Below are 15320 nucleotides of genomic sequence, written 5' to 3'. Positions count from 1 at the left end.
GCTAAATTAAGGGGTTCAGGGGTTCTATTCGCGGACTTCTTTGACCTGTCCCAGGGGGACGGACTTGTCGTCGCCGATCAACAGTTGCGGGAAGCCGCCGTTGAAGGTCACGCCCTTGACGGTGCGCTCGACCTCTTCGCTGGCGGCCATCTCTTCGTCTTCGCTGTCGTATGCTTTGACGTCGAAGGTGTAGTCGCCGTCGTCGACGGGGGTTCCGTCGTCGGCCAGGCCGTCCCACTCGACCGCATGCTCGCCTTTGTCGCAGCCGCCCATCTCGATGGTCCGAACGACGTTGCCGTCTTTGTCCTTGATGGTGACCTCGACGCGCGCGGCGTCCTCGGGGACCGAAAAGCCGATCTCCTGGGCCGCTTCGCCGCCTTGCATCTCGAACTCGTTGGAGCCGATCCGCACCGACTTGCCGATAAAGCTGACGACCTGCGCGCTGGTGTTGGCCGACTGGGCCATCGCCATGTTGTTCATCGCCATCGACAGGTTCTCGAGGCGCTCGACGCTGGCCAGCTGGCTGAGCTGGGTGACGAATTTCTGGTTGTCCATCGGATTGAGCGGGTCCTGATGGGCGAGCTGCATGGTGAGCAGCTTCAGAAACTCCTCTTTGCCCATCTGGTCCGGCGGACGCTGGCTGGCCGAATTGGCCTGGCTCTGCTGGGCGGCGCTGGCGTTGTCGATCTTCATGCGTTCTCCAAAACCGGTGCGAGGCTAGAGTTGCCCTCGCACCCAAAAAATCGGTGCGAGTGCTTCCAGCGCTCGTGGAAGAGGGCAGGGCCCTCGCACCGAAGGTTTATGCAACGACGTACACGAGACCGTCGTGATTCTTGCGCGGCGCGCTGGGCGCACCGTCGCCGGCTTCGCGGCCCTCACCGGGCGCGCCCGACGTGGCCTTATGACCCGATGGGTTATGCGCCTCTTTGCGCCCGTCGCGTCCCTGACCGGTCTGCGGGCTCTGCGACTCGACGCTGACCGAACCGGTCTGCAGTCCCGAATCGCGCAGCGCGCGGGTCAGTTCTTTGGCGGTGCGCTCCATATGACGAAGCATCTCGTCGGACTCACCGCGCAGGGTCAGCTCGGCGGTCGAGTTACGGACCTTCAGCTCGACCTCGATCTGACGACCGTCGGGCGTATCGACGGCGAAGCGAGCCTCGCCGCCGTCGCGCGTGGTGGCGATTCGGATACGCTCGGCCATCGCCTCGGGGGCGACTAGAGGCGCGTCGAATCGCGAGGCCACCGGCGCCTGGGGCGCCTGGGCCTGCCCACGCGGCAGGTTCTGCATCATGCGCTCGAGCCCGGGCAGAGGCAGCTTGTTGTGCTGGTTGTGCTGATTCTGCTGCGGTTGCTGCTGCGAATGCTGTTGCTGCGTCGACTCACTCGCAGACTGCGCCGTCGCCGAGGTCTTCTCGGTTTGGGGCTTGGTCTGTTGGGTCTCGGCAGTCTGCATCGCGTCTTCTCGGGTCTCGGCCGCCTGCTTGCTCGCCTGCGGCTTGCTCGGTTGCTGCTCGCTCAGTTGCGGGGCAGCTTCTCCATCACCCGCGACGTTCGCCTGCGGCATCGCGTCGGGTCGGGCTTTTTGCTCGGTCTTAGGCCATTGCAATTGGCGATCCGACACGCGCAAAAAACTTTCTTTTTGTGCGGGAAGGGGCTCACGCGGCGTCTCGGCGGGCTCTGCGACGACCTGGACGTCCGCGGCGTCGACCGGCGCGGCCGCCGGCTGCTGGGGCGTCGCTTCCGGGGGGATGGGCAGATTTTTCAGGGCGTCGGAAAATTGGTCCGGGTCCGCCGTGTGCGGGGTTTCGGCGACCAACTCTTCGGAGGCAGGGCTTCCAGCCCTGTTAGCAGGAGCGTGCGTATGGGTGACCAGACCTGGAAGGTCTGCCTCCAAAGGCGGGTGTGCAAGCCCATTGGAGGCAGGGCTTCCAGCCCTGGTAACAGGAGCGTGTGCTTTGGCGGCCAGCTCATTGGAGGCAGGGCTTCCAGCCCTGTTAGCAGGAGCGTGCGTTTGAGTGACCAGACCTGGAAGGTCTGCCTCCAAAGGAGGGCGAGGAAGCCCATTGGAGGCAGGGCTTCCAGCCCTGGTAGTAGCGACCAGACCTGGAAGGTCTGCCTCCGAAGGAGGGCGAGGAAGCCCATTGGAGGCAGGGCTTCCAGCCCTGGTAGCAGGCCCAAGCGCATGGGGCGTCTGCGTCGGCGCATGGCCGCGTTTGGCGGCGCCGAGTCGGGCGCGAATCTCCCCGGCGGCCTGCGGCGCGGTCTGATGTGGCGTCGCGTCGCCTTCGGCCTCCGGAGCTGCCTGGGGCATCGTCTCGCTGAACTTGTGGGCCACCTTGCCGGCGCGAATGGCGTCGAGCAGCGCGCTGAACTCGCTCGCCGCCGGGCTTGCCTTGCCGGCCTGACCAGCCTGGCCAGTCTGACCGGCTTGTCCGGCCTTGCCGGCCTTGCCGGCCGCCGACACCCCCGCAAACATGGCCTCGAAGTTCAGCTTCACTGCGCGCCTCCTCCCCGCACCATCTTCTCGCTGAGGCGAGCGGCGAGGTTGGGCGGCATTTTGTTCAAGATCTTGCCGCTGCTGCGCGCGTCGATCGTCTCGTAGACCGCCACGGCCAGCGCCGGCTCGAGCTCGCCGAACAGCGCGGCGGCGGCGGCCGGCTTCATCGCTTTGACCTTCTTGGCCAGCTCGTCGATCTTCTTGGGGTCGACGCCCGGCTTGCCCGCCTGCTGATTGGCTGGTTGGTTGGCCTGCTGGTTAGCTCCCTGCTGCGTCTGACCCGCCTTGGCCCCGTTTTGCTCTTTCTCTTTTTTCCCCTGTCCCTTCTGCTCTTTCCCTTGGGGCTCCGCACCTTTCTCGGCGCCGGCCTGCTGCTTCTCCTCGGCCTTCTTCTCCTGCTCCTGGGCCTGCATCTCCTCGGCGCGCTTCTTGTTGAACTCACGCACCTTCGCGTCGAGCTCGGCCTCGCGCTTTTTGAGCTCGGCGGCGAGCTTGTCGACCTCCTTGGAGCGCTTGTCGATTTCCTTCTCGCGCTTCTCGAGAGCGGCCTTCTTCTGGCGCAGGTCTTCGCCGAACCCGCCGGCGCTCGGTTGCTCGTCGGTCGTTTGGGCGACGGCCGCTACGGCGGTGGCCAGCAGGGCGCCGACGGCCAGGCCGACGACCAACAGCCGCCAACGGCTGCTCAACGCGATTAGTTTCTGCAGATTCGAGTTGGTCATGACAGTTGCTCCTCGGCGGTTTGGTAAGTCTTGGAGGGGTGGCGGCGAAACGAGCGCCGCTGGGTTTTCGGTTCAGCTTGTACCTGGGCGCTGTCGGCCAGGTGGATGACCTCGTGCAGCTCGTCGATGGCCGTGTCGACCGAGACGACCTCGTCGGGGCGCTGGCTGATATAGCCGCGCAGCGAGCCGGCCATCTCGAGCGCGCGGTCGTAGCGCGGGTTCGAGCCCTTCTGATAGGCGCCCAGGCTCATCAGGTCGTCGACCTCGCGGAAGTCGTTGAGTAGGGTGCGAAACTCGCGGCCGGCCTGCTGGTGCTCCGGCTCGGAGATCTGGGGCATCACGCGGCTGAGGCTGCGCGCGACGTCGATGGCGGGGTATTGGCCCGCCTCGGCCAGTCGGCGCGACAGCACGATGTGGCCGTCGACGGTGCCGCGCACCGCGTCGGCGACCGGGTCTTCTTCGTCTTCGCCCTGGATGAGCGTGGTGTAGACGGCGGTGATGCTGCCGCGCTCGTTGGTGCCGGCGCGCTCGAGCAGGCTGGGGATGATCGCAAAGGCGCTGGGCGGATAGCCGCGCTGGGCGGGCGGCTCGCCCACCGACAGCCCGATCTCGCGCTGGGCCATGACCACGCGCGTGAGGCTGTCCATCAGGAGCAGCACGCGCTTTCCGTGGTTGCGAAAGTGCTCGGCGATGGCCGTGGCGGTGAACGCGGCGCGAAGCCTGAGCGCGGCCGACTCGTCGCTGGTGGCGGCGACCACGGTCACGCGGTCGGCCGACACGTTCGAAAGCTGCAGGTCGCGCTCGACGAACTCCTGGACCTCGCGGCCACGCTCGCCGATAAGCGCCACGACGACCACGTCGGCGCGCGCGTTGCGGGCCATCATTCCCAGCAGCGTGCTCTTGCCCACGCCCGTGCCCGCCATCACGGTCACGCGCTGGCCCTCGCCGATGGTCAGAAGCCCGTTGATCGCGCGGATCCCGAAGTCCATGGGTCGGTCGATGGCGCTTCGGCGAAGTGGGTTGATCGGCTCGCGGGCCAGCGGGATTTGGTCGACGTCGTCGAGCGGGCCCTTCTCGTCGATGGGGCGCCCCAGCCCGTCGAGCACGCGGCCAAGACACCCCGGGCCGACCTGCAGGGCGGCTTGTCCGGAGGCCATCGTCATGCGCGTGCCCACCGTCAGCCCGCGGCGCGGGCCCAGCGGCATCATGATCACCTTGCCGTCTTTGAGGCCGACGACCTCGGCGAGCACCGGCGGGGCGTTGGGCGGCTCGAGTTGGCAGGTCGCGCCGATGCTGGCGTTGGGCATGACGCCCTCGACCATCATGCCCACCACGCGGGTCACCTTGCCGACATAACGCAGGGTATCGAGGTTGCCGAGCGTGTCGATGATGCGGTCGAGTCCCATCAGAGCACCTCGTCAGGTCCAGAGGCAGTGTCGAGCGGCGAGGTCGCCTCGTCGCCCAGCCCCACGCTGGGATCTTCGGCCATCTCGAACTCGGCGCGCGCGGCGAGCCGGTCGAGGCGGTCTTCGAGGACACTCTCGATCTGGCCGCCCTCGGCCATCAGGCGCAGGTCGCCGTAGTCGAGGGTGGGGTCGGATTGCAGCACCACGCCCGAGCCGTCCGGGTGCATGCGCCGGAGCATGTCCAGGTGCTCTTCGAGCATCTCGACGGCGTCGGGGTGGGCGTTGACCGTGATCTTGCCCAGCCCGCTGGCCCGGCGAATCGCGTCGGTGGCCACGTCGAACAGCCCGTCGTGGTCACGCAACTCGCGCGCCAAGATCTGTTCGGCGAACGCGCGGCCCAGGACGACCGACACCTGGCGCACCCGCGCATCGCAGGCCCGCTCCAGCGCGGCGAGTTGGTCGAGCGCGTGGCGCATGGCCGCGTCGACGCGCTCGTCGAGCTGGGCGGCCATCTGCTCGGCCTGGGCTTGGCCCTCGGCCAGTCCTTCGCGGTAGCCGTCCTCGAAGCTCGCCTGCAGACGCGCGTCGAGGTGCGCCTCGGCGTCCTCGACGAACGAGGAGCGCTCGCCCAGGTGGGCGTGCTCGCCGGCCTTCGGCACGCTCGGCACGTTCGCCAGCCCGTGGGGCTGGCCGTGACGAGCCGCGCCGGCCAGTTGGATGAAGTTGACCGACTCGATCGACTCGGCGGCGTCCTCCTCGTCGAAGTTGATCAGCTGGACGTCGTCGGACGGGGAATCAAACAAACTCACTGTCGCCTCCTCTCGGGATGCTCAGCACCCCTTCTTCTTCCATACGCAGCGCCACCGCGACGATCGCCTCCTGGGCGTCTTCGACCTCCGACAGCGGCGTCGGGCCCATCGCCTCGAGGTCGTCGCGCAACATGTCGGCGGCGCGCGACGACATGCTGGCGTAGATGAGGTTTTGCAGGTCTTCGGGCGCGCCCTTCATGGCCACGGCGAGCTTGCGCGAGTCGACCTCGCGAAGCAGCTGCTGCATCGAGCGCGAGTCGAGGGCGACCAGGTCGTCGAAGATGAACAACTTGCTGCGAAGGTCGCCGGCAAAGTCGCTGCTGCGCGACTGCAGGTGCTCGAAGATCTGGTCGGTGTTCTCGCGCGACAGACCCTTGAGCAGGTCGATGGCGTGCTGCTGGGGGTCGAACTCCTCCTCGCCGTCGGCGCCGCGGCCGGGCAGGTAGCGCAGCTCCTCGGCCAACGAGTCGCCGATGTCGCGGCGAATCTCTTCGGAGGGCTCGGACAGGTGCGCGATGCGGTAGACCAGCTCGGAGGCCTGCTCGGCGGGCATCTCGTTGAGCGTCTTGGAGGCGTGCTCCGCGTCGATGGAGCGCAAGACGATGGCCGCGGTCTGCGGGTGCTCGCGGCCGAGCAGGGCGGCGAGCTGCTTGGGCGGCACGGTGTTGCACTCCTCGAAGGGGTCGGTCTGGCGCGTGGTCGTCAACAGGTCGCGGGCGCGCTCTTCGCCGAGCACGCGCTCGGCCATCAGTTGGAAGGCGCTGCCGGCGCCCGCCGACGGGATCCAGCCGCCCTGGAAGATGTGCTTGAACTCGGTGAGCACCTCGAGCAGCTCGCGCGGGGTGACGTCCTCGAGGTTGGCGGCGGCGCGGCCCAACTGGCGGATCTCCTTTTCGTTCAGGCGGGTGAACACCTCGCGGGCGAGCTGGTCGCCCAGCGCCAGCACCAGGATGCACGCCTTGCGAATGCCCGATCCTTTGGGCGGTACGGCTTCGAAATTGGGGTTGTTGGCCATCGTTCTCTCGTGGGTCAGGCGTTATCCATGCGAATCCACTGTCGAATGACCTGACCGGTCTTATCGACGTCGCTTTGGCCAAGCTCCATGACCTCGGCGCGCAGTTGCTCGTAGTGCTCGCTGAGCTCGCCGGCGGGGCTGAACTCGGCTTCGATCTCGCCGTACTCGGCCTCGAGCTCGGCGACGGTGCGGCCGACGAACTCGACGTCGGCTTCCTCGACCTCTTCTTTGTCCTCGCCGCGCAGCGCAGCCACGATGGGGCGGACCACGAAGAGGAGCAGGGCCAGGCCCAGCGCCAGGAGCACCAAGTAGCGGGCCAGGACCAACAGGAAATCGGGGGCCAGGTACCAGGCCGGCTCCGGCTCGCCGGAGACGTTCAGCGGTCGGAAGGTCTCGTAGGCGACCTGGACCTGGTCGCCGCGCTCGGCGTCGAATCCAATGGCGCTTTTGACCAGCGCTTCGACGCGCTCTTGGCTCGGCAGCGCGGCGACCGCGGCCGCCGCGGCGGCGTCTTCGCCTTCTTCGGCCTCCTCGCCTTCCTCACCCTCTTGCGCCTCCTCACCCTTCCCACCAGCAGCGCCGGCGGCCTTCTCGAGTCCCTCGTCGAGCACGACGGCCACCGACAGGCGCTTGATGCCAAAGCCGGTCTGGGTGACGCTGCGCACCTTCTTGGAGACCTCGTAGTTGACGACCTCGTCGGCGACCGTCGAGCTGCTCGTCTCGGCGCCGACCTGGGCGTTCTGGCGGCCGGGCAGGTTGGTGGCCGCGCCGGGGGCGCCGGCGGCCTGGTCACCGCCCTGCAGGCGGGTCTCTTCGCTGCGCTTCTCGCTGCGCACGGCGGTCTTCTCGGGGTCGTACTCCTCGCTGGTCTCGCGCACCTGGGCGGTGTCGATCTCGGCGTTGACCGAGATGCGCACGTGCTCGGGGCCGACCAGCGGGGCCAAGAGCGTCTTGAGGCGACGCTCGAGGTCGTCTTCGAGCTTGCGGCCCATCTCGTAGTGGCTGCCACCGCCGTCCATGGCCATGTCGCCGCTGCCGCGGGCGAGCAGGCTGCCGTTGTCGTCGACCAGGGTGACCTGGCTGGGGTCGAGCCCCTCGACGGCCGAGGCCACCAGGTAGCGAATGCTGCGAATCTGGGCCTCTTCGGGCGCGCGTCCGGCGCGCAGGCTCAACACGACCGAGGCGGTGGGGTCTTTTTGTTCGTCTTCGAACAGCGCGTCTTCGGGCATCACCAGGTGGACGCGCGCGGCGCGCACCGAGGCGATGGAGCGAATGGTGCGGGCGAGCTCGTTCTCCAGGGCGCGCTGGTAGTTGACCTTCTGGGTGAACGAGGTCATGCCGAACTCGGCCTCGTCGAACAACTCGTAGCCGGCGCCCTCTTCGTCGGGCAGGCCCACCCCGGCCAGGTGCAGCCGGGCGTCGTACAGCCGGTCGCGAGGCACGGTGATGGTCGTGGGGCCCCGCAGCTCGTAGGGAATTTGCTGGGCCTCGAGCTCGGCCACGATCTTGGAGGCGGTCTCCTCGGTCAGGTCGCTATACAGCGTGCGATGCGGCTCCCCCGTCGCCGACAGGGTGATCCACAGCAGCGCAGCGATGGTGAGCAAGGAGACGGCAGCCAGCCCCACCTTCTGGGGCAGCGACAGTCGGCCGAAGGTCTCGGCGAGTTGTTCGCGAAATCGCGCCAGACGCTCCATTGATTACACCTGCATCCGGCTGACTTCTTTATAAGCTTGCACCAGCTTCTGGCCGATTTTGGCGGTCAGCCGCGTGGCGATATCGGCCTTCTCGAGCGCGATCATCGTCTCGTGAAGGTTGGCGCCCTGCGTCTCGACCATCCGCTCGACCTGCTGGTCGCCCTCGATGACCTTCTGGTTCGCCTTGTCGATGCCCTCGGCCAGCAGTTCGGTGAACTTGTCCGGCGAGGCCTTCTCGACCCGCGTTTGCTGGGTCGCGGCGGCGATCCGGTCCGGGTGAGCTATGGGGTTGATTGCCATTGTTGGTTCCTTTCAAGGGTGCTGCTCTTTGTGCTGCGTTTGGCGAAGGCGTTTCAGGTCAGCGGCGCCTTCACCATTCACCCGATCGACAGGGCGCGTTGCGCCATATTCTTGAGGGTTTCGAACGACGTGGCGTTGGCCTCGTAGCTGCGCGAGGCCATGACCATCTCGGTCATCTCTTCGACCACGTCGACGTTGGGCATCTGCACGTAGCCTTCGAGGTCGGCGTCGGGGTGGCCCGGGTCGTAGACCAGCCGGCCGGGGGTGACCGCGTCGACCTCGATGTCGGAGACGTCCACGCGGCGCACGGCGCCGTCGAGCTGGCGGCCGAAGTCTTCGGCGCGCCGGGCTTCGAAGATGACCTGGCGGCGCTGGTACGGCCCGCCCTCGGCGGTGCGCGTGGTCTCGGCGTTGGCCAGGTTCGAGGCGGTCACGTCCAGGCGAGTGCGCTGGGCGCTCAAGCCCGAGGCGGCGACTTCCATTCCGGTCAAAAAGCTCATGCTTCACTCCCTTGCGTCACGGCGTACTTGAGCAGGGCGATCTTTTTGGACACCGCGCGCGTGCTGGCCTGGTAGAGCACTGCGTTCTGGCTCATCCGGGCCATCTGGACGTCCAAGTCCACCGAGTTGCCGTCGGCGCCCGCCGGCCCGTCGGGCCGCTCGAAGGTGCTGACTTCGCTGCGGCGCGCGCCGTCGGCGTTGAGGTGGTCGTGATGCGTGCGGCGCGGCCCGCGGCCGGCGCCGATGGCTTTTTGCAACTCGGCATCGAAGTCGATGTCGCTGGGGGTGAACCCGGGGGTGTCGATGTTGGCGACGTTGGAGTTGATCACCAACTGTCGCCGAAGCGACAGCCCCAGCCCCTGCTCGAGGACGGCCATGGATGGGTCGTTCAAAAAGCTCATCGTGCATCTCCTGACAGGCAAAACTCAGTCGTCAGGACACATGAGCAAGGTTCGTGCCGACTTGGGGAGAAGGGCGAGGAAGGGGGAAGAGCGGTGAGGAAGGGGGAAGAGCGGTGAGGGAGGCGGAGGGAAGCGGAAAGAAGGACGGGGCGGAGCGGAAACTTTTGCCGAGTAGAATCTTCAGGGGGTCGAGGTTGCCGCCGGTGTGTCTTGGTCGAGCGGTCGGTCCGGGTTCATCGACGCGTCGTCGTCGAGCACGAAGGTCAGCTCGCGCCCGGGGTGCTGCTCGCGTAGGTACTGCAGCGTCGCCCAGGCGCGGTAGTTCTGGTCGGCCTCGTAGTAGGTCACGGCCAGCTCTTCGAGCAGGGCGGGGCGGTCGGCGTCGGCGCGCTCCAAGAGCGCCTGATAGTGGGGCACGGCGCGCTTGGGAAAGAGCGCCTGGCGGTACATCTTGGCGATGGTCTCCTTGAGGGGCGTGGGCAGGGTGACGCCCTCCCAGTGGCCGAAGCGCTCGACGTGCTCGAGCACGTCTGCCGACGAACCCTCCCGTTGCTCGACGGCGGCCAGGCGCCGGCCGACCATGCGCGAGAAGCTCGCCTCACCCAGATCGGCGACCAGCTGGCGTTGCCAGTCGGTCAGCACCGGCTCGTCGTCGCGGTCCATGCGCTCGATGGCGTCGAGCTGGGCAAAGCACGCCTCGAACTCGTGGCGCGCCGCGTGGATCATCGCCGCGCTGATGCGCGCGAAATACATGATCTGGGGCGTCGTCTCGTGCCGGTTGATATAGGCCTCGAACTCGCCCACATCGAGCTGCGCGAGCTCCGAAGCCTTGTGGTAGACCATCAAGCGCCACAGGTCGGTCAGCGCGCGGTCCTCGGTCGGAGGGCGCGCGGCGGCCATCTCGGTGACCGTGCTGTCGGTTTGGCAGAACGTGGCGACGAGCTTTTTGGCCGCGGTCCCTTTGACTTGGCGCTCCTCATGCGGCTCGAGGCCGTCGAAGAGGTAGGGGCAAAACTCGCCGTACAACCACACCGGCAGCGCGGGCATATTGCGTTTGTTACCCAGGGCGAGCATCGGGCCCGACTTGTCTTCTTGGCGAAGAGCGTCGTCTTGCCGAAGGCGGCTGACGTCGGTCGTCAGGGAGGTGAGCTGGATGACCAGCCGTTTGTCGCTCGCCCAACGGTGGCGCTCGATGCTGCTGGGCTCCTCGAGCTTGGCCGAGATCGCTTGGCGCACCTCGGCGCTGGGTGCGCTCGCAAACCGCAGCACCACGCGCGCGGCGAGTCGGCGGTGCGAGATTTCGAAGGCGGGGGTCTTTTCGGGCAACTCCACCCACGAGAAGAGCAAGAAGCGCGTCAGCGCCTCCGTCGAAGGCGCCGTGGGGCGATTCTCGGCCGCTCGCAACCCCCCGGCGCCCAGCAGCAGCGCTGCGAGCAACCAGACGGTATATGAGCGGGGGGAGTTATTCATGGCGGTATTTGTCGAGGTGGACGCGCTCGGCGCGCTGGCGCACCACGCTGCCTCTCATCTTGTCGACGTGGACTCGCAGTTGGGCGGTGAAGGTCGCCTCGACCTCACCCAGGTTCTGAGCTAGCTCGGCCGGCCACTGCTCGGGCGGCGTCTGCTTGGCGGCGCGCTGGAACTCGCCGAGCAAGTCAGCGCGTATCTCCTGAAACTCCTCGAGTTGATCGTAGGCGCCTGCTTTGAGCATACGAATGCCCAATTCGTGCAGGCGAATCGCCTTTTCGATCAGCGGGCGTATGTCGGACGGAGGTGTAGTCATCCTGCAGATGCGACCGCCTCCACCGGCTCGGCGGCTGCTTCACCGCCTGGCTCCGCGCTGGCCTCGCCCGAGCGCAGCTTGATGGCCGCCTCGGCCCACGCCTCGCGCAGCTCGGTCATCAGCCGGATGACCTCGTCGATGCGCGCCACGTCCCGGTGCAGGTTCGCCTGCAGCAACTGCTGGTTGACGTACACGTAGATGCTCGACAGCCGCTCGGTGAACGCCTCGTCCTGGTTGGGGTCCAGGGAGATGTGCAGCTCGTTGACGATCTCCATCGCCTTGGACAGCGCCGGGCCTGCTTGGGCCGGGCTTCCCTCTCCGATGCCGCGCTTGGCGGTGTAGCAGTAGCGAAGGAAGCCATCGTACAGGGCGACCACCAGGTCCATCGGGTCGGAAGAGACGGCAGCGGCTCGTCGGTATGCTTTGATGCCTCGCATCGGGTACTCCAGAAGTCGTGGTTAGGGCGTCTAGGGTTCGTGTTGCTTCGTGCTTGTCGTCGCGTTCGTCGCGTCGGTGTTGGCTCGCTTAGCCCATCATCATGCCCATGGGCATGGCGCTGGCGAAACGAGCCGATTCGGCGTTCATCTCGTTCATCAAGGTCTCCAGCCGGGTGAACTGGCGGACCATCCGGTCTTCGTAGGCTTGGACGGCGCGCTCGCGGTCCTCGATCTGGTTCTCGAAGCGATCGACGCGGTCGCGCAGGCCGTCCTGGGTCGTCTTGATGATGCCTTCGTAGCCATCGGTGTAGCGCTCGAGCGCGCTTCCCATGGTCGCCGAAAGGCCGGTGTCGGTGGTGGTGAACAGCTTGGCCAGCGCCGACGGGTCCTGGGCGAGCACCTCTTCGAGCTTGCTCTTGTCGAGCTCGAGCTTGCCGGTGCCCCACTGGGTCTCCAGGCCGATGCTCGACAGGTTGACGAAGTCGCTCGCCGCGCCGGTGACCGCGCTGGAGACCAGCGTGCTCAGCTCGGAGAGTGCGCCACGCGCCAGCGCGCCGGATTCTTCCTGGGCGCTCTTGAGCGCGTCGACCGTGGCGTTATACGCCTCGGTGAAGGCCTCGAGCTTCTCCATGACCTTCTCGGGGTCGGGGGCGACCGCGATCTCGATGGGGTCGGTGCTCTCGGCCTTGAGGTCGAGCGTCACACCCTGGAGCACGTCGGTGACCTGGTTGGTGGTGCGCTCGACTGCGAGCCCGTCGACGCTGAACTGAGCGTTCGAAGCGGTCTGGGTCTCGGTCAGCCCGAGCTGCGCGCCGGTGGTGCCCGTGTAGGTCTCGGTGATGACGACCGCGTCGGAGGGCGTGCCCCCGACGGTGTGGCCGGACTTCTGGGCGGTCACGCTCAAGTAGGCGCCGCTGCCCGTGTCGATGATCGAGGCGCCCACGGAGGCGTCCGAGGCGTTGATCTTGTCGCGCACGTCGGCCAGCGTGTCGCCCTCCTCGATGGTGATCGAGACGGGGTCTTCGTCGAACACGGCGATGTCGAGCGTGCCCGCGGTCACCTGACCGAGGCTGTCGCCGAAGGCCTGCGAGCGGTTCTTTTCGGCCTGGGCGAGCTTGTCGATGACGACCTTGTAGATGCCGCTGCTCGCGTCGCCGCTGGCGGTGGCCCCGAGGGCGTCCTCGTTGGAGCTGGTCGCCGAGTTGGCCAGGATGCCCGCCGTCTCGCTGAAGTCCTCGAGCTTGGTCGCCAGGTCCTTCATCTTCGAGGAGAGCTTGCCCAGATTGCTGATCTCGGTCTCCACGGCTCGCTGACGCGTGCGCAGCCGGTTAATCGGCTGGCGCTCGAGCTTGACGAGCTGGGAGATCATGTTGTTGGTGTCCAGGCCGCTGACTAGGCCGCCAAATTGTACCGCCATGGCAATCCTCGCTTGTTCTCTCGAACTTTTTGAGAGTGCCCGAGGAGCGGGCCCTGAGGGCCCAGACTCCCCGTGCACAAACTACATCGGCACGAAGGGCGCGAGTTTTAATTTATTTTTTCAAACCTTCACCAAAGCTCGTATTTGTCGCGCAAATACGACTCCACCTTGCCCACCTGATCGCCCGAGAGTACCCGGTCGAAGACCAACAGCTCGGCGACCTCGCCGTTGAGGCCCGCGCTGGGCTTGCCGTCGCGAGGACACCAGGCGCCGATGCGGTCGAAGACCCAGTCGTTGGGCGCGGGCGCCTCGCTGCTGACCTGGTCGACGCCGTCTTGCTGCATGCGCACCCCCTCGGCGCGCGACTTGACGAGAGTGACGATTTGCCAGGCCTCCGTGGGCTCGGCCACGCCCCTGACGCTATAAGTCGTCGGCCCCACCGCGACGTACCGGCCGAAGAAGAGCAGGTTGGTGCGGCCCAGGTTGTCCTCGGAGAAGCCGAACCGGTTGTTGCCGAAGCTCGAGCCGTCGTCGTCGCAATTGCTCAGCAGCAACCCGTCGATGGGCGGGGCGTTGTGGCGCACGACCGTAAAGACGGTGAACTCGTTCAGCGACACGTCGGTACCCGCCAGCACGTGCGCCCCGCCGAAGCTGACCGCCGCCGGCGAGCTCGCCGGCACGGGGCGAAGCTGGGCGTCGGCCTGCTCGAAGCGCGGCCGTTCTTGCAAGCCCTCGCGTCGATCTTGCCACTGCACGACCCGCGATTGGTTGTCGAGGCGGATGCCGTGGGCGCCGTCGAGCCACAGCGCCAAGACGACTTCGTCGCCCAGCTCTTCGAAGAGCGCCCGCGAGGTATCCACCGGCGGATCTTGGGGGCAGTCTTGCGTCGGCGAGCACGTCTCCGGGGCGCCGGTATCTTGGGCGACGACGACGTCCTCGGCGGCCGCGACGTCGTCGGCCTGGGCGGCGTCGCGGGGCTCGACGGTGTCCGGCGAGTCCTGGCCGAGGTCGGCGGCCGCGCCGCCGGCGTCGTCTCGACGCTCGTCTTCCGGGGGCAAAACGCCAAAGTCTTGGGAGAGGATGCATCCCGGCGCGAAGGTCAGGCTGACGAGGATTATCCAAAGCCAACGGCGTGTCATCGTGTGCTCTCTGGGCAAAAGTTGCAGGTACGCGGTTACCCCGAGGCACATATGCAGGTTTCACGCCGACGCATAAAAAAACGGCGCGACACCCCTTGGCCAGGGTCTCGCGCCGTCGTCCGGGAAGCCACCTTTCGGTGGGATTCGGAAAACTTGTGTGGAGGGGGGCGATCAGCCGCCGAGCAACGACAGGGCCGACTGCGGCATCTGGGTCGCCTGGCTGAGCATGGAGGTGCCCGCCTGGGTCAGAATCTGGTTCTTGGTCATCGCCGCCATCTCGCTGGCCACGTCGACGTCGCGGATTCGGCTGTTGGCCGCCGAGATATTCTCGTGCTGGACCTTCAGGTTATCGATGGTGATGCTCAAGCGGTTCTGCTTGGCGCCCACCGAGGCACGCGCGGTCGACACCTGGGTGATGGCCGCGTCGATGACGTCGATGGCGGCGTCGGCGGTGGCCCGGGTGGTCAGGTCCTGAGTGCTCAGGAAGTTCGTTCCGTCGCCCAGCGCGGCGGCGTGGAAGTCCTGGGTGATGTTGATGGCCAGGGTCTCGCCCGACTCGGCGCCCACGTGGAAGATGCCGGCCATGGTTCCGTCGAGCAGGTTATTGCCGTTGTACTTGGTCACGTCGGCGATGCGGTCGAGCTCGGCCTCGAGCTCCTGGAACTCGGTGTCCAGGTGCGAGCGCTGCGAGTCGTTGATACCGTCGCTTGCTGCCTGAATGGTCAGCTCACGCATGCGGTTGAGGATGTCGTGCACCGAACCCATGGCGCCGTCGGCGGTCTGGATGAGGCTGACCGCGTCGTTAGCGTTTCGCTCGGCCTGCTTGAGGCTGCGAATCTCGGCCTTCATCTCCTCGGAGATGGCCAGGCCGGCGGCGTCGTCGGCCGCCGAGTTGATTCGGAAACCGCTCGAGAGCTTGGCGATGTTGCCGCTCAAGTCCTTGTTGGTGCGGTTGAGGTGACGCTGGGTGTTCAGCGCGGCGATATTGGTCTGCAAAACAATCGACATGGGTTACTCCTTCTCAGGCTGTGGCACGGGTAGCCTTTCTTGTGAACTCCGGGAGCTTATCCTGCTGCGGTAGCTCCCATCCGCTGCACAAGAGACATCGGCACGCTGCAAAATTGCTTTAGAGATTTTTCGGTTTTTGGGGGTGAATCGCGGCTAGGAGGGCATGAGGCAAGGATATTTGTTGGGGCGCGCGGC

General features: G+C 66.6%; 16 protein-coding genes. All 16 read right to left on the bottom strand.

Annotation, left to right across the window (positions count from 1 at the left end):
- Positions 1 to 24 precede the first annotated feature (24 nt).
- On the bottom strand, positions 25 to 693 hold the full coding sequence (locus FIV42_RS11460) for a flagellar hook assembly protein FlgD (RefSeq protein WP_141197820.1): 669 nt from the start codon (positions 691 to 693) through the stop codon (positions 25 to 27).
- 106 nt (positions 694 to 799) lie between these two features.
- Complete coding sequence (locus FIV42_RS11455; protein ID WP_141197819.1) at positions 800 to 2497, bottom strand: flagellar hook-length control protein FliK; 1698 nt, start codon at positions 2495 to 2497, stop codon at positions 800 to 802.
- A complete protein-coding gene (locus FIV42_RS11450) occupies positions 2494 to 3216 on the bottom strand; it encodes a hypothetical protein (protein ID WP_141197818.1) in 723 nt (240 codons plus the stop codon). The genes FIV42_RS11455 and FIV42_RS11450 overlap by 4 nt, the downstream gene beginning before the upstream one ends.
- Positions 3213 to 4622: a FliI/YscN family ATPase gene (locus FIV42_RS11445; RefSeq protein WP_141197817.1), complete on the bottom strand. Its 1410-nt coding sequence runs from the start codon at positions 4620 to 4622 to the stop codon at positions 3213 to 3215. Before FIV42_RS11445 ends, FIV42_RS11450 begins: the two co-directional genes overlap by 4 nt.
- Positions 4622 to 5431, bottom strand: coding sequence for a FliH/SctL family protein (locus FIV42_RS11440; protein ID WP_141197816.1), 810 nt, complete (start codon positions 5429 to 5431; stop codon positions 4622 to 4624). The genes FIV42_RS11445 and FIV42_RS11440 overlap by 1 nt, the downstream gene beginning before the upstream one ends.
- Positions 5418 to 6446: a flagellar motor switch protein FliG gene (locus tag FIV42_RS11435; protein WP_141197815.1), complete on the bottom strand. Its 1029-nt coding sequence runs from the start codon at positions 6444 to 6446 to the stop codon at positions 5418 to 5420. Before FIV42_RS11435 ends, FIV42_RS11440 begins: the two co-directional genes overlap by 14 nt.
- 14 nt (positions 6447 to 6460) lie before the next feature.
- Entirely contained in the window at positions 6461 to 8140 is a 1680-nt protein-coding gene (gene fliF / locus FIV42_RS11430) for a flagellar basal-body MS-ring/collar protein FliF (RefSeq protein ID WP_141197814.1), read from the bottom strand.
- 3 nt (positions 8141 to 8143) lie between these two features.
- On the bottom strand, positions 8144 to 8440 hold the full coding sequence (fliE, locus tag FIV42_RS11425; protein ID WP_141197813.1) for a flagellar hook-basal body complex protein FliE: 297 nt from the start codon (positions 8438 to 8440) through the stop codon (positions 8144 to 8146).
- Positions 8441 to 8517: 77 nt separating this feature from the next.
- On the bottom strand, positions 8518 to 8940 hold the full coding sequence (gene flgC, locus FIV42_RS11420) for a flagellar basal body rod protein FlgC (protein WP_141197812.1): 423 nt from the start codon (positions 8938 to 8940) through the stop codon (positions 8518 to 8520).
- Entirely contained in the window at positions 8937 to 9341 is a 405-nt protein-coding gene (gene flgB / locus FIV42_RS11415; protein WP_141197811.1) for a flagellar basal body rod protein FlgB, read from the bottom strand. Before flgB ends, flgC begins: the two co-directional genes overlap by 4 nt.
- A gap of 180 nt (positions 9342 to 9521) precedes the next feature.
- Positions 9522 to 10811, bottom strand: a complete 1290-nt coding sequence (locus tag FIV42_RS11410; RefSeq protein ID WP_141197810.1) for a hypothetical protein — start codon at positions 10809 to 10811, stop codon at positions 9522 to 9524.
- Positions 10804 to 11124, bottom strand: a complete 321-nt coding sequence (locus FIV42_RS11405) for a hypothetical protein (protein ID WP_141197809.1) — start codon at positions 11122 to 11124, stop codon at positions 10804 to 10806. Before FIV42_RS11405 ends, FIV42_RS11410 begins: the two co-directional genes overlap by 8 nt.
- A complete protein-coding gene (fliS, locus tag FIV42_RS11400) occupies positions 11121 to 11561 on the bottom strand; it encodes a flagellar export chaperone FliS (RefSeq protein WP_141197808.1) in 441 nt (146 codons plus the stop codon). Before fliS ends, FIV42_RS11405 begins: the two co-directional genes overlap by 4 nt.
- An 88-nt stretch (positions 11562 to 11649) precedes the next feature.
- Positions 11650 to 12978 carry a flagellar filament capping protein FliD gene (gene fliD, locus FIV42_RS11395; RefSeq protein WP_141197807.1) on the bottom strand — a complete coding sequence of 443 codons (1329 nt, stop codon included), beginning with the start codon at positions 12976 to 12978 and terminating at the stop codon, positions 11650 to 11652.
- Between the two features lie 128 nt (positions 12979 to 13106).
- Entirely contained in the window at positions 13107 to 14117 is a 1011-nt protein-coding gene (locus FIV42_RS11390) for a LamG domain-containing protein (protein WP_141197806.1), read from the bottom strand.
- A gap of 171 nt (positions 14118 to 14288) precedes the next feature.
- Positions 14289 to 15125 (bottom strand): flagellin N-terminal helical domain-containing protein, encoded by an 837-nt coding sequence (locus FIV42_RS11385; protein ID WP_168210569.1) that lies wholly within the window; start codon positions 15123 to 15125, stop codon positions 14289 to 14291.
- Between the last annotated feature and the right edge of the window lie 195 nt (positions 15126 to 15320).

The organism is Persicimonas caeni (assembly GCF_006517175.1).
In the GTDB taxonomy this organism is placed as follows: domain Bacteria; phylum Myxococcota_A; class Bradymonadia; order Bradymonadales; family Bradymonadaceae; genus Persicimonas; species Persicimonas caeni.
The sequence above is the reverse complement of the archived record's forward strand: the minus strand, read 5'-3'. Positions and strand labels throughout refer to the sequence as shown.

Excerpts from the sequence above, each read along its gene's own strand:
- FIV42_RS11460 (WP_141197820.1), bottom strand. The coding sequence starts at position 693 with ATGAAGATCGACAACGCCAGCGCCGCCCAGCAGAGCCAGGCCAATTCG.
- FIV42_RS11450 (WP_141197818.1), bottom strand. The coding sequence starts at position 3,216 with ATGACCAACTCGAATCTGCAGAAACTAATCGCGTTGAGCAGCCGTTGG.
- FIV42_RS11445 (WP_141197817.1), bottom strand. The coding sequence starts at position 4,622 with ATGGGACTCGACCGCATCATCGACACGCTCGGCAACCTCGATACCCTG.
- FIV42_RS11435 (WP_141197815.1), bottom strand. The coding sequence starts at position 6,446 with ATGGCCAACAACCCCAATTTCGAAGCCGTACCGCCCAAAGGATCGGGC.
- fliF (WP_141197814.1), bottom strand. The coding sequence starts at position 8,140 with ATGGAGCGTCTGGCGCGATTTCGCGAACAACTCGCCGAGACCTTCGGC.
- fliE (WP_141197813.1), bottom strand. The coding sequence starts at position 8,440 with ATGGCAATCAACCCCATAGCTCACCCGGACCGGATCGCCGCCGCGACC.
- flgC (WP_141197812.1), bottom strand. The coding sequence starts at position 8,940 with ATGAGCTTTTTGACCGGAATGGAAGTCGCCGCCTCGGGCTTGAGCGCC.
- flgB (WP_141197811.1), bottom strand. The coding sequence starts at position 9,341 with ATGAGCTTTTTGAACGACCCATCCATGGCCGTCCTCGAGCAGGGGCTG.
- FIV42_RS11410 (WP_141197810.1), bottom strand. The coding sequence starts at position 10,811 with ATGAATAACTCCCCCCGCTCATATACCGTCTGGTTGCTCGCAGCGCTG.
- FIV42_RS11405 (WP_141197809.1), bottom strand. The coding sequence starts at position 11,124 with ATGACTACACCTCCGTCCGACATACGCCCGCTGATCGAAAAGGCGATT.
- fliS (WP_141197808.1), bottom strand. The coding sequence starts at position 11,561 with ATGCGAGGCATCAAAGCATACCGACGAGCCGCTGCCGTCTCTTCCGAC.
- fliD (WP_141197807.1), bottom strand. The coding sequence starts at position 12,978 with ATGGCGGTACAATTTGGCGGCCTAGTCAGCGGCCTGGACACCAACAAC.
- FIV42_RS11390 (WP_141197806.1), bottom strand. The coding sequence starts at position 14,117 with ATGACACGCCGTTGGCTTTGGATAATCCTCGTCAGCCTGACCTTCGCG.
- FIV42_RS11385 (WP_168210569.1), bottom strand. The coding sequence starts at position 15,125 with ATGTCGATTGTTTTGCAGACCAATATCGCCGCGCTGAACACCCAGCGT.